Source organism: Pantoea sp. Pa-EAmG (assembly GCF_030024295.1).
GTDB classification, from domain to species: Bacteria; Pseudomonadota; Gammaproteobacteria; order Enterobacterales; family Enterobacteriaceae; genus Pantoea; species Pantoea dispersa.
On sequence record NZ_JASEWO010000020.1, the window covers coordinates 20,291 to 38,029 of the forward strand.

Consider the following 17,739-nt stretch of genomic DNA (forward strand, 5'->3'; position numbering starts at 1 on the left):
GGCGCGATTTATCACACATTAAATAGCGCCGCGGTTCGTGGATCGATCCAGTGACCGTTAACCAAACGGCGTTTCGCGTGCCAGCAGACGGGCGATGACGTTGAGAGCGCCCTCGTCGTTATTACTTTCCGTCCGATAACGCGCGACGGCTGCCACCGGTGCAGCGGCGTTGGCCATGGCAAAGCTGTAACAGGCCTGGCGCAGCATTTCGATATCGTTGGCGCTGTCGCCAATCGCCAGCACTTCACAATCATCAATGCCCCACTTCTCCTGCAGCAGCGCGATGCCGTGCGCCTTATGACAGCCGGGAATGATTAAATCGACAAAGCCAAATCCGCTGGAGACCGGATGCATGATGTTTTCAATCGCGTTCAGTTCGCTGTGCAGACGTGCCAGCAGCGCCTCGACACCTTCGTGTGCCAGATTCAGCGAAAACTTGAAAATGGTATCGTCGATATCGTACAGGCTGTCGCGCTTCTCCAGCCGGCGATAGTGATTGGCCAGCATGGCGACCACCTCATCCGGCATTGACTTGTGCACATAAGCCCCGTTGCGACCGCACACCACGGTGCTGATCTCCGGTTCTTTGGCGAGAATATCCAGCACCTGATGAACACGCTCCGGCGCCAGCTCGCCGCAGAAAATTTCTTCGTTGCTGTCGGACACCCAGGCACCGTTTTCAGCCACGAAGGCGATCTCATCTTTGATAGCGGGAAAATAGTGCTGCAACTGATAATACTGATTGCCGCTGGCGACCACGAAACGGATGCCTTTCTCCTTCAGCAGCGCGTACTGGCGCGCAAAACGCTGCGCGTTGTACTGCTTATTATCATCGAGAAATGTCCCATCCATATCCACCGCAATCATTTTTACTGCCATCATGCTCTCCCGTCTCTGTGTGCCGTCAATCCATCCGGCTTTACCAAGGTTTTATCAAGCTTACTCGCGGTGTGGATTAATGAGAATGTGAATAATGAGTTTGTTAACCGCTTTCAGAGATTTCCAGCCCATTTTTTACTGCAATTCGGCCCCTTTTTCTCTGATCCAGGCACAGAACATGTCTGCCATATCGCGTGCGTAAGCCTGAATTTCTGCTGCGCTGCGCGGCGATTCGGAAAAATGCTTGCCGACGTCACCCAGCGTGCTGTTGATTAAATCCGCCGCCCGCGCCACCTCAGCCGCGTCCCGCTGCGGCAGCAGCTGTTGCAGAAATTCGCACATCACATTCTCGCCATTGGCGCGCGCGGCCTGCACTTCCGGCGCATCCCGGTAAAGCGGCGCGGCATCATTCAGTGCGGTGCGCATCGCCGCCTCTTCACACTCCGAGTGCAGGAACGCCCAGGTCAGCTGATGCAAGCGCTGACGCGGCGTAGATGCGCTGTCGCGCAGAATCGAACCCAGCAGATCGCCGGTTCGCTGCCACTCTTCGCTCTGCAGACGGAAAAGGATAGCGGCCTTGTTGGGAAAATACTGGTACAGCGATCCAATACTGACGCCCGCCCGTTCGGCCACGCGGGCAGTGGTAAAGCGCGTGGCACCTTCCTGCTCCAGAACCTGAGTCGCCGCCTGCAAAATGGCTGCTACCAGCTCACTGGATCGCGCCTGCTGCGGCTTTTTTCTTTCAGAAATCTTAGCATTACGTTGTGCGGCCATCGTCTGCTCCTGAACGCGAATAGTGAAATGCGAGTAATTCATCGTATTCTGTTCCTGACGCAAAATCCATCTTCTGATGCAGGAACCCCGATGATGAACACCCTGACTTCCGCGCCGCTGGCGCCGCTGCTTAACTATCTGTTTGAGCTGGCGGATAACATGGCGCATCCCACTAATGAAGCGTTTCGCGTGATGTCCGATGAGGAGCAAATGCGTCTGCTACAGAGCAAAACCGATTACCGCGAACTCTACGGTCATTTAAAAGATGTGCCGCTGGCTGTCTCGCGGGAAACCGGTAAACTGCTGTATATGCTGGCGCGCAGCAGCCGGGCGCAGCATATCGTTGAGTTTGGCACTTCGTTTGGTCTCTCCACCCTGCACCTGGCGGCGGCGGTGCGCGATAACGGCGGCGGCCGCATCATCACCAGCGAGTTTGAACCGGGCAAAGTGGCGCTGGCGCGCAATCATTTTGCCGATGCTGGCGTCAGTGATCTGATTGAAATTCGCGTGGGCGATGCGCTGGACACGCTCAGTCAGGACCTGCCAGCCAGCGTTGATATGCTGGTGCTGGATGGTGCGAAGGCGATCTATCCGGAGATTTTGCAGCTGGTGCAGCCCAGGTTGCGTCCGGGGGCCCTGATTGTGGCCGATGATGCCGATTTCAGCCCGGAATATCTGGAAATGGTCCACGGCAGCCGCCTCTATACCTCGCTGCCGTTTGCTGATGGCGTCGAAGTTTCAATGTGGCTGGGATCGCCACGTCAAGACGCTTAACAGCGTCACATTTATGTTATATCGTTACAATCCCGTGCTCTGATTGAGGTTGCTGCGATGAAGGTTACCGTTCCACTGTTAGTGATTGCTTTTGCTTCGGCGAAAGCGGGGGCATTTCAGGCGAAAATCGATCCGTTGAAGCTGGCGCTGAAACCGGCTAACGCACTTGCCAGCACCGATCAGGCGCAGCCGCTGGCGATTGCCGAAGCGCATGCGCGCCTGGCGGCGGCGGTGAGCGGCTGTCAGTGTCCGTTCTGCACCCAGATGCGGCTGGTGAATAGCGGGTTATGATGATAGGTTCGTCGCCGCACAGCCCGCTGCGCGGCGACGCATCAGTCAAACCATGGCTGGAACGGATCCGGCAACTGTGCCCAGCCGTCTGGCCCCAGCGCCATCTCCTCATCGGTCAGTAACGCATGGTGCAGCTGCTGACGCAGCACGGTTTCATCCATATCGATCCCGATGATCACCATCTCCTGCCGCGCATCCCCCGTGCCTTCATGCCAGTTTTCGCGGATGTAGTGCAGCGTGTCTGCGTCCTGCGGCCAGCGATCTTCAGGCACGCAGGCCCACCACATCCCGGCCAGCCCCTGCCGCGTGACGCCGCCGGCCTGCGACCAGGATCCGGCGTGACGCGGGCGGGTTGCCAGCCAGAAATACCCTTTCGACCGCACCACGCCCTGCATGTGCTGCGTAATCACCTGATAAAAACGCTGCGGATGGAAGGGACGACGCGCGCGGAAAACAAAGCTGCGGATGCCATACTCTTCAGTTTCAGGCGTGTGCTCGCCGCGCAACTCTTTCAGCCAGCCAGGAGCCTGTGCCGCAGCATCGAAGTCAAACAGGCCGGTATTCAGCACCTGGTCAAGCGCCACCTGACCAAACTGCGCGCGAATAATCCGCGCACGGGGATTGAGCGAGTGCAGAATCGCGGTCAACCGTGCCTGTTCCGCCGCATCAATCAGGTCGGTTTTGTTGAGAATCAGCACATCGCAAAATTCAATCTGATCGATCAGCAAATCGACCACCGTGCGCTCATCCTCCTCGCCAAGCGATTCGCCGCGCGAGCGGACGCTTTCGCTGGAATCATAGTCACGCAGGAAATTGTAGCCATCCACCACGGTCACCATGGTATCCAGCGCCGCCACGACGGACAGGCTTTGCCCCTCTTCATCGGCAAACGTAAAGGTTTCCGCCACCGGCAACGGCTCAGAGATGCCGGTCGATTCAATCACCAGATGATCAAAACGCCCCTCTTTAGCCAGCCGGTTGACCTCCAGCAGTAAATCTTCGCGCAGCGTGCAGCAGATGCAGCCGTTGCTCATTTCCACCAGCTTCTCGTCGGTACGTGACAACGCCGCCCCGCCCTCGCGCACCAGCGCGGCATCAATATTCACTTCCGACATATCGTTGACGATCACCGCCACGCGGCGGCCTTCGCGGTTGTTGAGAATATGGTTAAGCAAAGTGGTTTTTCCGGCGCCGAGAAAGCCAGAGAGTACGGTGACCGGCAGCCGCCTGAAGCCGCCGTTTGTGGATAAAGCTGACATAATCACTCCTGAATAATGACATCACGCGCACCTGAAGGGGTGCCGATATTGATATGTTATAACATAACAATATGCAGTGTCATGATCGTCGTGCACTTTTTGTGGGGATTTTGCCTTTCAGGGAAAGCGAACAGCGGGCCGGGCGCCCGCTGCGGGCAATTACTGGTTGTCCGGATAGCTCAGTTCGATGGCATCGTCCGGCAGTTGAGTGAAGGTTTTCACGAGGGTATGGAAATCCGCCACCGGTTTGAGATCGGCAAACTGCTGTGGATAGAGATCCTTCGCGAGGATTTCCATGCCGATAATGTTGTACGGGTGATTATAGAAGTGATGATAGACGCCATACACGCGCCCCTGTTTCACCGGCGCGATTTGCGCCAGGCCGGTTCGCTGCAATAAGGTCTGGAACGTGGCGCGCACTTCCTGCGGCTGCACGCCGTAACCAAACGGCAGCACGTTGCTGTTTGGCCGCTTTGAACCGGTCATGATGTAAACATCCGGCTTCATGGCGATGATTTTTTCCAGCGCGACGAAGCCCGCATTGCCTGGCAGCAGCGCCGAGCCGATGTTTTTACCGCCGACCGCTTCTACCAGTCCACCCCAGCCATTATGGCTATGAGTGAAGCAGCAGTTGTCGCTGTTACCGGCAATGGGTTCGATAAATACGGTGGGTTTGTTTTTGACCTTCGCGACAGCCTGCGTGATACGCGCGAAGCGTTGCTGATAAAAATCGGTGTAGGCTTTGGCTTCGCTTTCGCGGTTCAGCACTTTGCCCAGCAGCGTGACGCTCGGGGCGGTGTTTTGTGCCGGATGCAGTTCGTAATCGACGAACAGCACCGGGATATGCAGGTTATTCAGCGTGCTCAGCACGCCGGATTGTTCCAGCGCCGGTTTGGCGCGCAGTTGCGCAATCATCAGATCCGGTTTCTGCGCCAGCACGCTTTCCAGATTTACCTGGCCCTGATCGCTGAAGCCCATATCAACAATTTTTGTTGCTTCAGGCCAGCGGCGCTTCAGCATATCCCATGTTTGCGTATCCTGCTTTTTCGGCAGGTTGTTCCACGCCACGACGCGTTTAAACGGATTGTCGCGATCGAGCAGCGCCAGCGTTAACACATCGCGGCCATCCTGCAGGATGATGTGCTGCGGTTCTTTGCTGATGGTTTGCGTGTGACCATCCATGTCGGTGACGGTAAGCGGATAGTCAGTCGCGCAGGCTGCGGTTGAGACCAGAATCCCCATTGCCAGTAACAGGCGCGTTTTCATGCCAAAACTCCGTGGTAAAAGAAATAGTTATTATTCTCAATTACCTTAACACAACCTTATTAGCGGCAAAATAAACGCCATGGCCGGGGTTGTAAGCGAATAATACGGCGGCGAATGAACGCCCGCCTGCCGCATTCTGCGCGCTGGCTCAGGTGAAATCTGACAGCTTCTGCCCTGAGGTGATCAGCTCCTGCAGCAGCATCTGCCGGCGCTCCTGTGGCGTATCGCGGCTGACCATAAAACAGATCGCCGCGACCGCCTGGCCGCTGCGCGAGCGAATCGGCGCGGCCATACAGCAGGTGAAGCTTTCAGATAAACCTTCGGTCATGCAGTAGCCCAGCTGGCCGGCACGGTGAATCTCATCGAGAAAAATTTGCTTATCAAGAATTTGGCCACTGGCCAGACGATAATCCTCTTCCGGAATCAGATCGAGAATGGCGCTGTCCGACCAGTTACTCAGCAGCAAACGACCGGTCGCCGTCCAGGTAATCGGCACGCGCACGCCGATGTCCGAGGTGATTTTGAACGGATGGGCGTTGCTCTCCGACAGCACCACGGTGTATTTGTTACCTTCCAGCATACACAGCTGCACGGTTTCACCGTGACGCGCCACGATCTCAACCATAAGCTGATGTGCACGACGGATCAGATCGTTGTGGGCCATATAGTCTGCACCGTAGTAGTGCATTTCACGGCCAAAAAACACGGCGCCTTCAGCATCAAGCTCAACCAGACCGGCTTCGCTCAGCAAACTCACCAGCTCATAAATACTGGAGCGTGGCGCGCCGGTCGCTTCGATTAAGTCACGCATCGCCATCGGCTGACGCGCAATGTGCAGCTGGCGAAAAATATCAATGACCCGGTCAACACCGCGCGCCCGGGACGGTTTTTCATCCGGCATACGCATACTCCCCTGTCGTTATGGTGCAAATCACCTGCTTTAAAAAAGAGTTGCATGATACACCCGACAACAGCAATTACCCATCCCCGGAATAATAAAAATATTCTCTGTGATTTTATTTAGCATGCGCTATTTTCGGGCCCCATTGTGGCGCAAAGAAAGAAAGTGACGCGCGATTAAATTCGATAGCGATCACAGTTTCATTCAAAATGCTCAAGCATCGGATTTTATTTTGCGATCGCACCAGCAGGGCAAAAAATTAATTGCCGATTGCCATATTGCAAAAATTCAGCGGCTGTGCAAATCTCGTCCTATCCGGTATTGCAGATAGCAGTCTGGTATAACAGACAAAACTTCAGGATGGACAGGAGCAGAAAGACATGACGATTAAACGTTATGGCATTGAGGGCGGTACCGGTACCGGCGGGCAAAAATTGCCGTTCGCCCGCGCCGTTGAGGCCGATGGCTGGCTGTATATCTCAGGCCAGACGCCGATGCGCGACGGCGAAGTGGTAGAGGGTGGCATCATCGAACAGACACAGTTAGCGTTCGACAACTGCCTCACCATCATGCGCGAAGCGGGTTATCGCGTGGAGGATGTGGTCCATGTGACGGCGGTGTTGACCGACGCGCGTTATTTCAGTTCTTTCAACAAAGTATTCAGTGAGATATTCAGTGATAATCCGCCGGCGCGTATTTGTAGCGTGCAGGATTTAGTGGTTGATTGCAAAGTCGAAGTGGACATGAAATGTTTCCGCGCCGACCGTAAATAATTAATACCGTTCAACCAGGCTGCAGCATTCATTTTCTTCGCCAACACCAGGGCCGCCTGATATTTATTAACGCTTTAGCTTTTTCAATAAAATAACCCGAAATACGCGGTACTGGCGTTGCGCTGGCGATCGCCTGTTAAGCGGGTAATGCGGAATAACGCCGTCTCGTCAAACATTTAAAGAGAGCATAACAATGAATGCAACATCGCTGAAATTAAGTGCCAAAACCGTGGCCGGTGCGCTGGTCTTGCTGGCGTTAGCAGGCTGTACGCCAACCGAAGAGAAAAAAGAGGCCGGCGCGGCGCCTCAGTCGGCACTGCAAACCGTATTGCAGCGCGGCACGCTGCGCGTCGGTGACTGCCTGAGCTTTGCGCCGTTCGGTTTTTATGACAAAGACGGCAACCCGGATGGATACGATGTCGACCTGGCGAAAGCGCTGGCCAAAGAGATGGGCGTGAAACTGGAAATGGTCAACACCACCAGCGCCAACCGCATCCCGAATCTGCAAACCAACAAAGTCGATGTGGTGTTCTGTAACTTCACCCGCAATCTGGAACGCGCCAAAGAGATTGGCTTCACCAACCCTTACGTGGTTGCCAGCGAGGCGATGCTGGTGCGCAAAAACAGCGGCATTCAGTCTGCGCATGATATGGCTGGCAAAACCATTGCCACGGTGAAAGGTTCGACCAACGGTGACGAAGTGCGCAATCTCGGCATCGACGTGAAAATTCAGGAGTACGACTCATCTCAGGCGGCGATTCTGGCCGTCAAACAGGGCCAGGCCGATGCGATGATCGAGGATAACAACTTCCTTGCCTATCAGGCGAAGCTCGATCCGTCACTGGCTGTCACCAACGAGGCGCTGGTGCCGCTGGAGTACAACGCCTTTGGGGTGAAACAGGGCGACCAGGTGTGGACCAACTACCTCAACGAGTTCCTGTTCGAAATCAACGCATCCGGCGAGAACGCCCAGCTGTACGCAAAATGGTTCGGCAGCAAACCGCGCTATCCGCTGAACCCGCAATACTGATTGTCCGCCCACGGCGCAGTCGCACAGGCTGCGCCGCCTGAAGGAGTCATACCATGAGTTATCAATGGCTAACCCTGTGGCGCTACGCCGACACCTTTCTGGAGGCCGCCTGGCTCACGCTGCAGGTCACACTGCTGGCGTTCGCGCTGGCGGTGGCGCTCGGTCTGCTGGCCGCACTGGCGAAATCTTCACCGCTGGCACCGCTGCGCTGGATCAGCCACTGCTATGTTGAGTTCATCCGCAATACGCCGGTGCTGCTGCAGATCTTTATTATCTTTTTTGGCCTGCCGTCGCTCGGTATCACCATGAGCGCCTTTACCGCCGGGGTGCTGGCGCTGGGGATTAACGTCGGTGCCTATTTGTCAGAAACCTTCCGCGCCGGCATTCAGTCGGTGGCGAAGGGCCAGCTGGAAGCCGCGTATATTCTGGGCATTCCGCGCCACCAGATTTTCCTTAGCGTGGTGCTGCCGCAGGCCGCCCGTGCCGTCTGGCCGGCCATTATCAATAACCTGATTCAATTACTGCTTGGCACCTCGCTGCTCTCCGCGATCGCACTGCCGGAGCTGACCGGCACCGCCACGGTGATCAACGCACGCACCCTGCTTTACATCCAGACCTTCAGCGTCGTTGCCCTGGTGTATCTGGTGCTGAGCAACCTGTTTTCATGGCTTGGTACCGTGGCAGGACGCCGGATGTTCCATCCGCCGCTGGTGACGCCGGTAAAAAAGTCCGGCTGGCGGTGGGCAAAAAAATGGCTGATTAAGCCTGTGAAACGGGAGAATGCGCTATGAGCGACCTTATTATTAGCTCGCTGCCGATCCTGCTGAAAGGATTGGTGATCACGTTACTGCTGTCCATCGCCGCTATCGTCGGCAGCACGCTGCTCGGTTTACTGGCCGCGGTGCTCCGCACCAGCCGCCTGCCGATCGCCAGAGAGATTGCCGTGCTGTATACCGAACTGTTTCGCGGTACGCCGGTGCTGATCACCCTGATGTTCATCTATTTTGGCGTCGCCTACTTCGGCTATGAAATCAACCTGTTCGCCGCCGGAATTCTCGGTCTGAGCATTTATCAGGGCGCTTACATCGCGGAAGTGTTCCGTGCCGGTATTGAAGCGGTGCCGAAAGGACAGTGGGAAGTGTCGTGGATCCTCGGATTATCAAAACGCCAGACGTTTCTCAGCGTAGTGCTGCCACAAACGCGCGGCATCGTACTGCCGCCGCTGGTGGGCCAGTATCTTTCGCTAATCAAAGATACCTCGATTGTCAGCATGATCGGCATGTCGGAGCTGATGCACCAGGGGCAGGCGATTGTCGATCGCATCGGCCAGCCGGTGGTGGTTTACGGCCTGGTCGCCCTGCTCTACTTCGCTGTCTGCTTTCCGCTTTCCCGTTGGGTTCAACATCATCAAACCAGGAGCCAGTTATCATGAGCAAATCCGCCATTACGCTGAGCCGTATTACCAAATCCTTTGGCGCAACTCAGGTACTGAAAGAGATCAGCCTGGACGTGTCGCCGGGCGAAGTGCTGGTGCTGATTGGCGCCTCCGGCTCGGGAAAAAGTACCGTGCTGCGCATTATGAGTGGTCTGGAAACCGCCGACGGCGGTGAAATCTGGGTCAATGAAGTGCCGCTGCACGACCGTAAACGCAGCAGCGAAATTTGCGGCCACGTCGGCATGGTGTTTCAGCAGTTCAACCTGTTCCCGCACAAAACCGCCCTCGGCAACGTGACGCTGGCGCTGATTAAGGCGCAGAAACTGTCCGAAGCGGAAGCCAACAAACGCGGCATGGCAGCGCTGACACGCGTTGGCCTGGCGGAGCGCGCGCATCACTATCCGGCTCAGCTCTCCGGCGGGCAGCAACAGCGAGTGGCAATTGCCCGCGCGCTGGCGGTCGAGCCGAAAATCATGTTCTTCGATGAAGCCACCTCCGCGCTCGATCCCGAGCTGGTTGGTGAAGTGATGGAAGTGATGCGCAGTCTGGCACGGGAAGGCATGACCATGGTGGTGGTGACGCATGAGATGGGCTTTGCGCGTAAAACCGCCGATCGCGTGGTGTTTATGGACCAGGGCGTGATCGCCGAACAGGGTTCGCCGGAGCAGATTTTTGTCAATCCGCAGAATCCGCGCACTCAGCAGTTTTTGTCGCGCGTGCTTGAACACTAACAGGAGGCAGGATGTCGATTCACTTCCCTTTGCAGGCCGACGGCACGCTGGATGCGCTGCAACCTGCGCCGCGTTTTAAATCGGTGGCCGGCTCCGGCAATCAGCCGCTGGCTAACGGTACGCCGGTATTTAACAGCCCTGACGTTTTCTCACCGCTGATGCTGATGAAACAATCGGCGCTGGAGAATAACCTGCGGCAACTGGCGGCGTTCTGCCAGGAAAACGGCGTGATGCTGGCCGCGCACGGCAAAACCTCGATGTCGCCGGCAATTCTGCGCCGTGCCGTCAGTGAAGGCGGCGCCTGGGGCCTGAGCGCAGCGACGCCGGCCCAGGTGCGCGCGCTGCGCCAGTTTGGCATCCGCAACGTGTTTCTCGCCAATGAACTGGTGGATCCCGCCGGGATCCGCTGGATTGGCCAGTGGCAACAGCAGCATCCCGACCACGGCTTTCTCTGTTATGTGGATTCGCTGCAGGGCGTAAAACTGCTTGAGCAGCATCTCGGCGGCGCGCAGATCGCCGTACTGCTGGAGATGTCGGTCAGCGGCGGCCGCACCGGCTGTCGCTCGCCGCAGGCTGCGCTGGAAATCGCCCATGCAATCCATGACAGCCAATCGCTGCAGCTGGTGGGTGTGGCCGGTTATGAAGGTGCGCTGGGTGCCGGACGCGATGCCGCAGGCGTGCAGCGGGTGAAAGATTACTGCGAGATGATGATCGCGACCGCCGCGCTGCTGGCTGAACACCAGCGGTTTGCCTGCGAGGAAATTATTCTCAGCGCCGGCGGTGGCGCGTGGTTCGATGTGGTCGCGGCCTGCTTCAGCGCGGCACAGTTGCCGCTGCCGGTCACGCCGCTGATTCGATCCGGTGCGTACATGGCACACGACAGCGGCTTATATGCACGCATTGCCCCCTTTGCGCAGCCGGGTGCAACGCACCATTTCAGCGCCGCACTGGAGATCTGGGGCCGCGTGTTATCGCGTCCGGAGCCGGGGCTGGCCTTTGTCGATTTCGGCCGGCGCGATGTGCCGTTCGATCAGGATCTGCCCAATCCGCTGTGGATTCGTCAGGCGGACGGCAGCGCTCCGCGCGCGGCCACGCATTTGCGCATCACTGACGTCAACGATCAGCACGCTTATTTGCAGTTACCGGCGGACGATCCGCTGCAACCGGGCGACTGGATTGGCTGCGGCATTTCCCATCCCTGTACCGCATTTGACAAGTGGCGTTATTTACCGTTGGTGGATGATGACTATTACGTCACCGATTCACTGGAAACCGCGTTCTGACGCTTTTTCAGCCACAAAAAAGGCTGCCAGTGCTGGCAGCCAGTTCTGGCACATCCCTGTGCGACCATGCGGGTCGGCGTTGTGCCTTCAATGAACACATAATAACACAGATTATAATTAGCAGGCTAGTTATTTGTTGCCAGCGCCAGCTTCACCGCGTCCTGCGCATGGATTAATGTGGTATCGAACAGCGGCACCGCCGCATCCTCCGCTTTAACCAGCAGCGTGATTTCGGTACAGCCAAGGATAATGGCTTCAGCCCCTTGTGCCACCAGCTGAGCGATGATGTCACGGTACTGCGCGCGTGATTCTTCACGGATCACGCCGAGGCACAGCTCCTGATAAATAATGTCGTGCACCGTTTTACGTCCGGTAGCGTCCGGTACCAGCACCTCGATGTCATATTGCTGCTCAAGGCGCCCTTTATAGAATTCCTGCTCCATGGTGAACGCGGTCGCCAGCAGACCGACGCGTTTCACGCCGGCCTGACGAATGCGTTGTGCCGTGGCGTCAGCGATATGCAGCAGCGGAATGCGGGTGGCCGTGGTGATCTGATCGGCGACTTTGTGCATGGTGTTGGTGCACAGCACAATGAAATCCGCCCCGCCCTTCTCCAGGCTACGGGCGGCTTCGGCCAGGATTTCACCGGCCTGCTGCCATTCACCGGCGACCTGCAATTTCTCAATCTGCTGAAAATCGACGCTGTACATCAGGCTGCGCGCCGAGTGCAGTCCGCCCAGCTGTTGCTTTACCTGTTCATTGATGATGCGGTAATAGAGCGCGGTGGATTCCCAGCTCATGCCGCCAATCAGGCCAATCATTTTCATCAGTTACCGTTCCCCACGGAAATTAGCTCGTCTGGCACTGTACGGTATTCAATGAAGGCATGAAAGCGTCGCGGCGCTGAACCGCATCGCAGGCACAAAAAAGCCCGGGCTAACCCGGGCTAAGCACGTTAACGGAGAAAGGGATTGTTATTATTTGTACAGCTCAGCAGTCATGTCCACGCCGTTGTCTGCGCGGGCGCTGGTGATTTTGTAGCTGTCTGCACCACTCGCTTTAGCCTGAGCGGCAACCTGGGCTTCAGCGCTATCCAGGGTGCTGCCGTGAACGGAGATGCTTTCAGCGGCGAAGCTACCGAAAGAGATCATAGAAAGAGCAGCAACAGCAGCGATGGTCAGAGTTTTTACGTTTTTCATGGTCATATTCCTTCAATGTTTGGGTCAGAGCTGAATGCTCTGCATAGGAGTTATAGTAACCATTGTTATTATTACCGACCTAACAAAAAGTGCGATCTTAATCACACTATGTGCGGTTTTGCTCTGCCAGCGGCTGCGGCCAGCGCGCGCCAGGAAAGAGCGACAAACGGATATTAAACAGATGAAACAGCGGCGCAAACAGCGCATTTTCCTGCTGCGCCGCCGCCTCCAGCCGTAGCAGCAACACATCAAGCTCATGCAGCAGCGCCGGCGATGGCGTGCTGTCCAGCGTTTTCAGCCGCTGCTTAAGAAACTGACTCAGCTCGTGAAACATGGCTGCGCTTTCTATCTGGTTCGCCAGCAGCAGGTGCCGATGACGGGTGTAATAGTCATAGCAGTTAGCCCCGAGCCAGGCTTCCGCAATCAGGTTGCCGCCCGCCACCAGTTCCGGTGCCGGATCGACGCGTTTACGCGGCAGAATCACGTTTACCCTGTCCAGCGTGCGTGCGACAAATTGCTGCCGCGCCGTCAGCGTGGCGGTGTTCATGCGCAGCGCGGTAATAAACTGCAGCAGATCGCGAATGCCTTTGCGAAGCGCACGCGTGGCCGTCCACGCCGGGCGTTTGTTGCGAATCAGCAGCGTCAGCACCAGCGCAACAGCAATGCCCACCAGCGTGGAGATCATGGCATTCACTATAAGCTGCAAATCGGGTTTGAAATGGTGGCTCATGCCGATCAAACCGGGGATCTGCGTGGCGACGATGAGACCGATCAGGTTGGTGGACGGATTGGCAATCACCAGCCCTAAAGCAAACAATCCCGGCGCGAGGCAAATCACCAGCGCTTCAAACGTCACCGCCTGCGGGATCAGCAGCGTGACGTAAATCAGGCTGATCGCCATGGAGATCAGTACGCCCTTCAGAAACAGCTTCATCGGTGCGATGGGGCTATCCAGCCCGGCGAAGAACGAACATAGCACCGCCGCCATCATCGGCGCGGTTGAACCATCACGCCAGCCGCTGCCGATCCAGAACAGGCAGCTGGCAAAGGTAGCGATGAAGGCAGTAAAGCACGACAGCAGCAACAGCCCTTTATCGACATGCTTATGCGCGCGTGACGCCTTGCCCGGTTTCACCGCTGGCGTCCAGTCACTGACGCGCTCGCTGACGCTGTGGTAAGCATCGGCAATACGGACAAAATTGAGTAACCGTTCCAGCAGGCCGATGAGCAAAATGCTCTCTTCACTGTTAAGCTGCCCTGCGCGCCAGGCCTGCTGCAGCTGCTCCTGAGCGCCGGTGAGGCGATCGCGCACCGGCTGTTGCGCATCACCGTTCAGCCATTGTAAAAATTGCTGAAAGGCCGTCGCGACATAATCGGGAAAGCGGATCTGCTGCTGTGCCAGCAGATTCAGCCGCGATTCAATGGCGGTGAGCGTCGGGATCAGGTACGACAGATGCTGATACTGCACGCTGACCAGTCGCACCAGCCGCCGCGCGGCATCCCCTTCATAGACGCAGTGGGTGATCAACGTTTCGACGTTGAGCGGATAGTTGGCCATCTGCACCAGAATATCCTCGCGCTCCAGCGATTTTGCCGCGGGCATCGCCGTCATCAGCTCGCTACACAATTTACGCGCGTTCTGATACCACAGCCCGACGCTCTGTTCGAGCAGATGACGCATCGAAACCGGGAAGATCAGCCGATGCACCAGGCTGCTGCAGACAATCGCCACGGTGATTTCCTCAATGCGGGAAATTACCGTATAGGTAATGGCGCCGGGCGAGGTCACATCGGGAAAGCCCATAATGGCGGCGCTGTAGCCGGCCAGCATGAAGACGTAACTTTTTGGCGTGCGGTCGTGCAGCGAGAGATACAGGCAGACGGCAACCCAAAGTGAAATACACAGGCTGAACAGCATCGGCGACTGGACCGTAGCCGGATAGATCAACAGAGTAAACAGTCCGCCCAGCACGGTGCCAAAAAAGCGAAACACCGATTTGGACACCGTCGAAGCGGAATACAGCTGCGAGGCAACATACACGGTGGTCAGTGACCAGGCGGGTTTGTCCAGGTTGAGTTCCAGCGCAAGATAAAAAGCCAGAAAGGCGGCCAGACAGGTTTTGGCAGAGAACAGCACGGCGCTTCGGGAAAACCACTTCATATAACGGGAGCAACCTATAGCAGGCAACGTTATCGCTTATCCTGACAGAAGCCTGCGGCGTTGACATTTTGATTTGTTATACAAATTATTACCGTGCTAATTATCCGGTTCTCTATGCAACTTGCCCATTACAGTGAATGCTGATGCAAGCTGGAATTAGAGTTATAAGCGATATTAAAAAGTTATTTATTGGTTATATAACAACTTTGCCAGGATGGAGGAAAAACCACGAGAGACGTCCCATGAAAGCACAACGTTTTGCCCTGAGCGCACTGGCACTCAGCTTCGGCCTGCTCGCAACGCACGCCTTTGCCGCCAACCCGGAAACCGTCACCATCGGCTATCAGAAAGCCAACATTTTTGCACTGCTGAAATATCGCGGCACGCTGGATGAGAGCTTCAAAAAAGAGGGTATTGCGGTGCGCTGGGTGGAATTCCCCGCCGGCCCGCAAATGCTGGAGGGGTTGAACGTGGGCAGTATCGATCTGGCCGCCACCGGCGATGCGCCACCCGCCTTCGCGCAGGCGGCAAAAGCCGATCTGATTTATCTCGGACATTCACCCGCCAACCCTAAAACCGAAGCCATTGTGGTACCGAAAGACTCACCCATCAAAAGCGTGGCCGATCTCAAAGGCAAACGCATTGGCCTGAACAAGGGTTCAGACGTCAATTATCTGCTGGTGAAAGCGCTGGAAGATGCCGGGCTGAACTATAAAGATGTCACGCCGGTGTACCTGCCGCCGGCCGATGCGCGCGCCGCCTTCCAGAAGGGCGCAATTGATGCCTGGGTGATCTGGGATCCCTATCTGGCTGAGGTCGAAGCCAACGCCGGCGCGCGTGAAGTGCGCAACGCCGAAGGTCTGGTGCCGCACTACACCTTCTATCTTGCCAGCCGCCCGTTTGCCGAAAACCACCCGCAAACGGCTAAGCAGGTGGTTGACGAGTTGAGCAAGCTGAGCGACTGGGCCAATCAGCATCAGGATGAAGCCGCCGCGATTCTGGCGAAATCTACCGGTCTGGATAAATCCATCTGGCAGACCACGCTGCAACGCCTGCCTTATGGCGCGTCACGCATGTCACCGCAGGTGTTTGCGGAACAGCAGGCGCTGGCGGACACCTTCACCCGCGTCGGCCTGCTGCCGGTGAAAGTCGATGTGCGCAGCGCGACCTGGTCGCTGGATAAGAAATAAACCCTTTAAGCTCTGGCGATTAAGCGCCTGACCTGAAGCGGAGTAAACCTGTTTTCCACGGCCGGACGGTAAGTTACTGCATCCTGCGGGAAAACGTATCGCCCTCCGCTTAACCTTTCACAAGGAGGGCATGCCGGGTCATCTGATCACATCGACCGGTACCTGATGTTTATTCAGCTGATTTTCAGCTTAAACAGCCGATTCATTGCCACCCGGCCTGAATCGGTTACGTTGACTTCACGGTATCCCTGTATACGCTTTACCCATTCTTTTTGCAGGAAAAGCGTAAACAGGGCTGAGCTCGCGTCACCGCCGAGGTGGAAACGCCTTTCACTCCAGTCCAGACAGGGGCAACAGGGCTTGCGCCGTGTGCGGGAGTTAAGTAAAACGCCCATGTTCTCAAAATGGATTTTGCCGGCTGATGTCAGTCCCGAACCCTCTGCTTCCAGCCAGTTTTCCCTAAGCATAAAGTCATAAATTTCGATAGCAAGCTCGCCGGCCAGATGGTCATAGCAGGTGCGTGCATAACGCAGATGAAGCGGCGTACTGGAAACGGGGGCCTTAATGGTCCCCATGGAAACCCCCATCAGGTTTTCCAGCAATCCGGCGATAGGATGGCCAGCCAGACTGTAATAGCGATGACGACCCTGCATCATGCAAATGACCAGACCGTTGCTGAGGAGTCGGTTCAGATGCCCGCTGGTTGTCGAGGCTGCTATGCCAGCCACTACGCTAAGTTCGGTCGCTGTCCATGCGCGCCCGTCCATCAGCGCGCACAGAATAGCCACCCTTGACGGGTCTGCCAGCGCAGATGCCACCATTGCCATTGATGTTTCAAGGACATTATCCGGCTCACTTTCGCGCGTTTGGTTAACAAGGTTCATTCAGAAGCTACTGCCCATTTTCGGGTTACTTCGGCTGCCCGGACATCATCATCCGTAATGAGAATGAGCCGGTTATGGTGGTCGCTGTACTGTACCAGAATATTGATGCCGTTCCGGGCAAGCGTGTCAGCGATTTCGCCCAGCTCTCCGGGACGTTCCTGCGCTAATTTTCTGACCAGAGGACGACATAGGTTGCCGACTTCAAAACCGGCTTCAGTTAATACCGTGCGCGCTTTATAACCGTCTTCAACCAGAAAGTGCGCATGTCCGCCTTCCGGTGTTGTAAATACGCCACCTCCTTCAAGACCCACACCGTTTTTCCCCAATACACTCCCCAGTAAACCCAGCGAGCCCGGGCTATTTTTGAGAATAACGTGAATGTCATGCATGCGGATTGGTTCCCTTATCAGAAGAGTAATCACGGAATACGCTGGCTACCCGTATCCTGTAGAATGAAAAAATCGACTGCCTGCCTTCTTGCTGCACGGCCTGATGCATCACATTGCGTTTCCACCCGGCGACAGCATCCTCATCTTCCCACCAGGACAAAGAGAGGATCTTGCCGGGCGTGGTCAGGCTCTGGAAGCGCTCAATGGAAATAAATCCAGGCGTGTCGGATAACAGAGGTTTCAGCTCAGAAGCGAGCTGAAGATATCGCTCCTGAGCTGCTGGCAGGGCTTCTGCCTCAAAAAGTACTGCAATCATGTTCCGCTCCGTCGTTTATTTTCGGACAGCTTAATGAAGACGAAACCATGTTGCTTCGGCCGGTACCGAAGTGTGTGTGTCAGCAAAGCCATCGGCATGAATAAGCAATAAATAGCAAGCTCAGGAGTTAAAAGGCGGGAATGGGGATCCACTGGCAATGACCGCTTCTGCTACAAAGCGGACCCGGATACAATTCGATGTCTG

General features: G+C 56.3%; 20 protein-coding genes. 9 read left to right on the forward strand and 11 right to left on the reverse strand.

All coding sequences use genetic code 11. The annotated features are described in order from the left end of the window. Positions 1 to 57: 57 nt before the first annotated feature. Together QMM04_RS04930 and QMM04_RS04935 are read right to left on the reverse strand one after the other, a co-directional pair. Entirely contained in the window at positions 58 to 879 is an 822-nt protein-coding gene (locus QMM04_RS04930) for a Cof-type HAD-IIB family hydrolase (protein ID WP_021508741.1), read from the reverse strand. Positions 880 to 1,014: 135 nt separating this feature from the next. Then, a complete protein-coding gene (locus QMM04_RS04935) occupies positions 1,015 to 1,653 on the reverse strand; it encodes a TetR family transcriptional regulator (protein ID WP_058775568.1) in 639 nt (212 codons plus the stop codon). Positions 1,654 to 1,746: 93 nt separating this feature from the next. On the opposite strand from QMM04_RS04935, the gene QMM04_RS04940 reads away from it, so the two are divergent. Both QMM04_RS04940 and QMM04_RS04945 read left to right on the forward strand, forming a co-directional pair. After that, positions 1,747 to 2,427 (forward strand): O-methyltransferase, encoded by a 681-nt coding sequence (locus tag QMM04_RS04940; RefSeq protein WP_282995755.1) that lies wholly within the window; start codon positions 1,747 to 1,749, stop codon positions 2,425 to 2,427. A 57-nt stretch (positions 2,428 to 2,484) separates the two neighbouring features. After that, positions 2,485 to 2,718, forward strand: a complete 234-nt coding sequence (locus QMM04_RS04945) for a hypothetical protein (protein ID WP_021508744.1) — start codon at positions 2,485 to 2,487, stop codon at positions 2,716 to 2,718. 41 nt (positions 2,719 to 2,759) lie between these two features. On the opposite strand, the gene zigA is transcribed toward QMM04_RS04945, so the two are convergent. The 3 genes from zigA to QMM04_RS04960 all read right to left on the reverse strand — a co-directional run bounded on the left by zigA (position 2,760) and on the right by QMM04_RS04960 (position 6,144). Beyond that, positions 2,760 to 3,977 carry a zinc metallochaperone GTPase ZigA gene (gene zigA / locus QMM04_RS04950; RefSeq protein WP_021508745.1) on the reverse strand — a complete coding sequence of 406 codons (1,218 nt, stop codon included), beginning with the start codon at positions 3,975 to 3,977 and terminating at the stop codon, positions 2,760 to 2,762. 159 nt (positions 3,978 to 4,136) lie between these two features. After that, complete coding sequence (locus QMM04_RS04955; protein WP_282995744.1) at positions 4,137 to 5,243, reverse strand: ABC transporter substrate-binding protein; 1,107 nt, start codon at positions 5,241 to 5,243, stop codon at positions 4,137 to 4,139. A gap of 148 nt (positions 5,244 to 5,391) precedes the next feature. Then, complete coding sequence (locus QMM04_RS04960) at positions 5,392 to 6,144, reverse strand: IclR family transcriptional regulator (RefSeq protein ID WP_282995745.1); 753 nt, start codon at positions 6,142 to 6,144, stop codon at positions 5,392 to 5,394. 380 nt (positions 6,145 to 6,524) lie between these two features. Here QMM04_RS04960 and QMM04_RS04965 point away from each other — a divergent pair, with 380 nt between their 5' ends. From QMM04_RS04965 to QMM04_RS04990, 6 genes are all read left to right on the forward strand, one after another. Further along, on the forward strand, positions 6,525 to 6,917 hold the full coding sequence (locus QMM04_RS04965; protein ID WP_282995746.1) for a RidA family protein: 393 nt from the start codon (positions 6,525 to 6,527) through the stop codon (positions 6,915 to 6,917). Between the two features lie 193 nt (positions 6,918 to 7,110). Continuing rightward, entirely contained in the window at positions 7,111 to 7,947 is an 837-nt protein-coding gene (locus QMM04_RS04970) for a transporter substrate-binding domain-containing protein (protein ID WP_282995747.1), read from the forward strand. Positions 7,948 to 8,000: 53 nt separating this feature from the next. Further along, the gene (locus QMM04_RS04975; RefSeq protein WP_211725339.1) at positions 8,001 to 8,738 is read left to right on the forward strand and encodes an amino acid ABC transporter permease; all 738 of its coding nucleotides are present in this window, start codon (positions 8,001 to 8,003) and stop codon (positions 8,736 to 8,738) included. Beyond that, positions 8,735 to 9,379, forward strand: coding sequence for an amino acid ABC transporter permease (locus tag QMM04_RS04980; protein WP_282995748.1), 645 nt, complete (start codon positions 8,735 to 8,737; stop codon positions 9,377 to 9,379). Before QMM04_RS04975 ends, QMM04_RS04980 begins: the two co-directional genes overlap by 4 nt. Continuing rightward, a complete protein-coding gene (locus QMM04_RS04985) occupies positions 9,376 to 10,113 on the forward strand; it encodes an amino acid ABC transporter ATP-binding protein (protein ID WP_021508752.1) in 738 nt (245 codons plus the stop codon). Before QMM04_RS04980 ends, QMM04_RS04985 begins: the two co-directional genes overlap by 4 nt. 11 nt (positions 10,114 to 10,124) lie before the next feature. Next, complete coding sequence (locus tag QMM04_RS04990; RefSeq protein ID WP_282995749.1) at positions 10,125 to 11,396, forward strand: alanine racemase; 1,272 nt, start codon at positions 10,125 to 10,127, stop codon at positions 11,394 to 11,396. A 125-nt stretch (positions 11,397 to 11,521) separates the two neighbouring features. Here the strand turns inward: QMM04_RS04990 and QMM04_RS04995 are convergent, their stop codons facing one another. The 3 genes from QMM04_RS04995 to QMM04_RS05005 all read right to left on the reverse strand — a co-directional run bounded on the left by QMM04_RS04995 (position 11,522) and on the right by QMM04_RS05005 (position 14,756). Further along, positions 11,522 to 12,223, reverse strand: a complete 702-nt coding sequence (locus QMM04_RS04995) for an aspartate/glutamate racemase family protein (RefSeq protein ID WP_058758684.1) — start codon at positions 12,221 to 12,223, stop codon at positions 11,522 to 11,524. A 150-nt stretch (positions 12,224 to 12,373) separates the two neighbouring features. Further along, on the reverse strand, positions 12,374 to 12,595 hold the full coding sequence (locus QMM04_RS05000; RefSeq protein WP_010615756.1) for a YdgH/BhsA/McbA-like domain containing protein: 222 nt from the start codon (positions 12,593 to 12,595) through the stop codon (positions 12,374 to 12,376). 106 nt (positions 12,596 to 12,701) lie between these two features. Beyond that, entirely contained in the window at positions 12,702 to 14,756 is a 2,055-nt protein-coding gene (locus QMM04_RS05005; protein WP_282995750.1) for an FUSC family protein, read from the reverse strand. A 242-nt stretch (positions 14,757 to 14,998) separates the two neighbouring features. Here QMM04_RS05005 and QMM04_RS05010 point away from each other — a divergent pair, with 242 nt between their 5' ends. Further along, positions 14,999 to 15,946, forward strand: a complete 948-nt coding sequence (locus tag QMM04_RS05010) for a sulfonate ABC transporter substrate-binding protein (RefSeq protein ID WP_282995751.1) — start codon at positions 14,999 to 15,001, stop codon at positions 15,944 to 15,946. A gap of 173 nt (positions 15,947 to 16,119) precedes the next feature. On the opposite strand, the gene QMM04_RS05015 is transcribed toward QMM04_RS05010, so the two are convergent. Genes QMM04_RS05015 through QMM04_RS05025 form a run of 3 tightly spaced genes read right to left on the reverse strand, consistent with a single transcriptional unit; the run spans position 16,120 to position 17,535 of the window. After that, positions 16,120 to 16,830 (reverse strand): helix-turn-helix transcriptional regulator, encoded by a 711-nt coding sequence (locus tag QMM04_RS05015; protein ID WP_282995752.1) that lies wholly within the window; start codon positions 16,828 to 16,830, stop codon positions 16,120 to 16,122. Beyond that, the gene (locus tag QMM04_RS05020) at positions 16,827 to 17,219 is read right to left on the reverse strand and encodes an amino acid-binding protein (RefSeq protein ID WP_058781345.1); all 393 of its coding nucleotides are present in this window, start codon (positions 17,217 to 17,219) and stop codon (positions 16,827 to 16,829) included. The genes QMM04_RS05015 and QMM04_RS05020 overlap by 4 nt, the downstream gene beginning before the upstream one ends. Beyond that, on the reverse strand, positions 17,212 to 17,535 hold the full coding sequence (locus QMM04_RS05025) for an antibiotic biosynthesis monooxygenase (RefSeq protein ID WP_125310276.1): 324 nt from the start codon (positions 17,533 to 17,535) through the stop codon (positions 17,212 to 17,214). Before QMM04_RS05025 ends, QMM04_RS05020 begins: the two co-directional genes overlap by 8 nt. Positions 17,536 to 17,739: the final 204 nt, after the last annotated feature.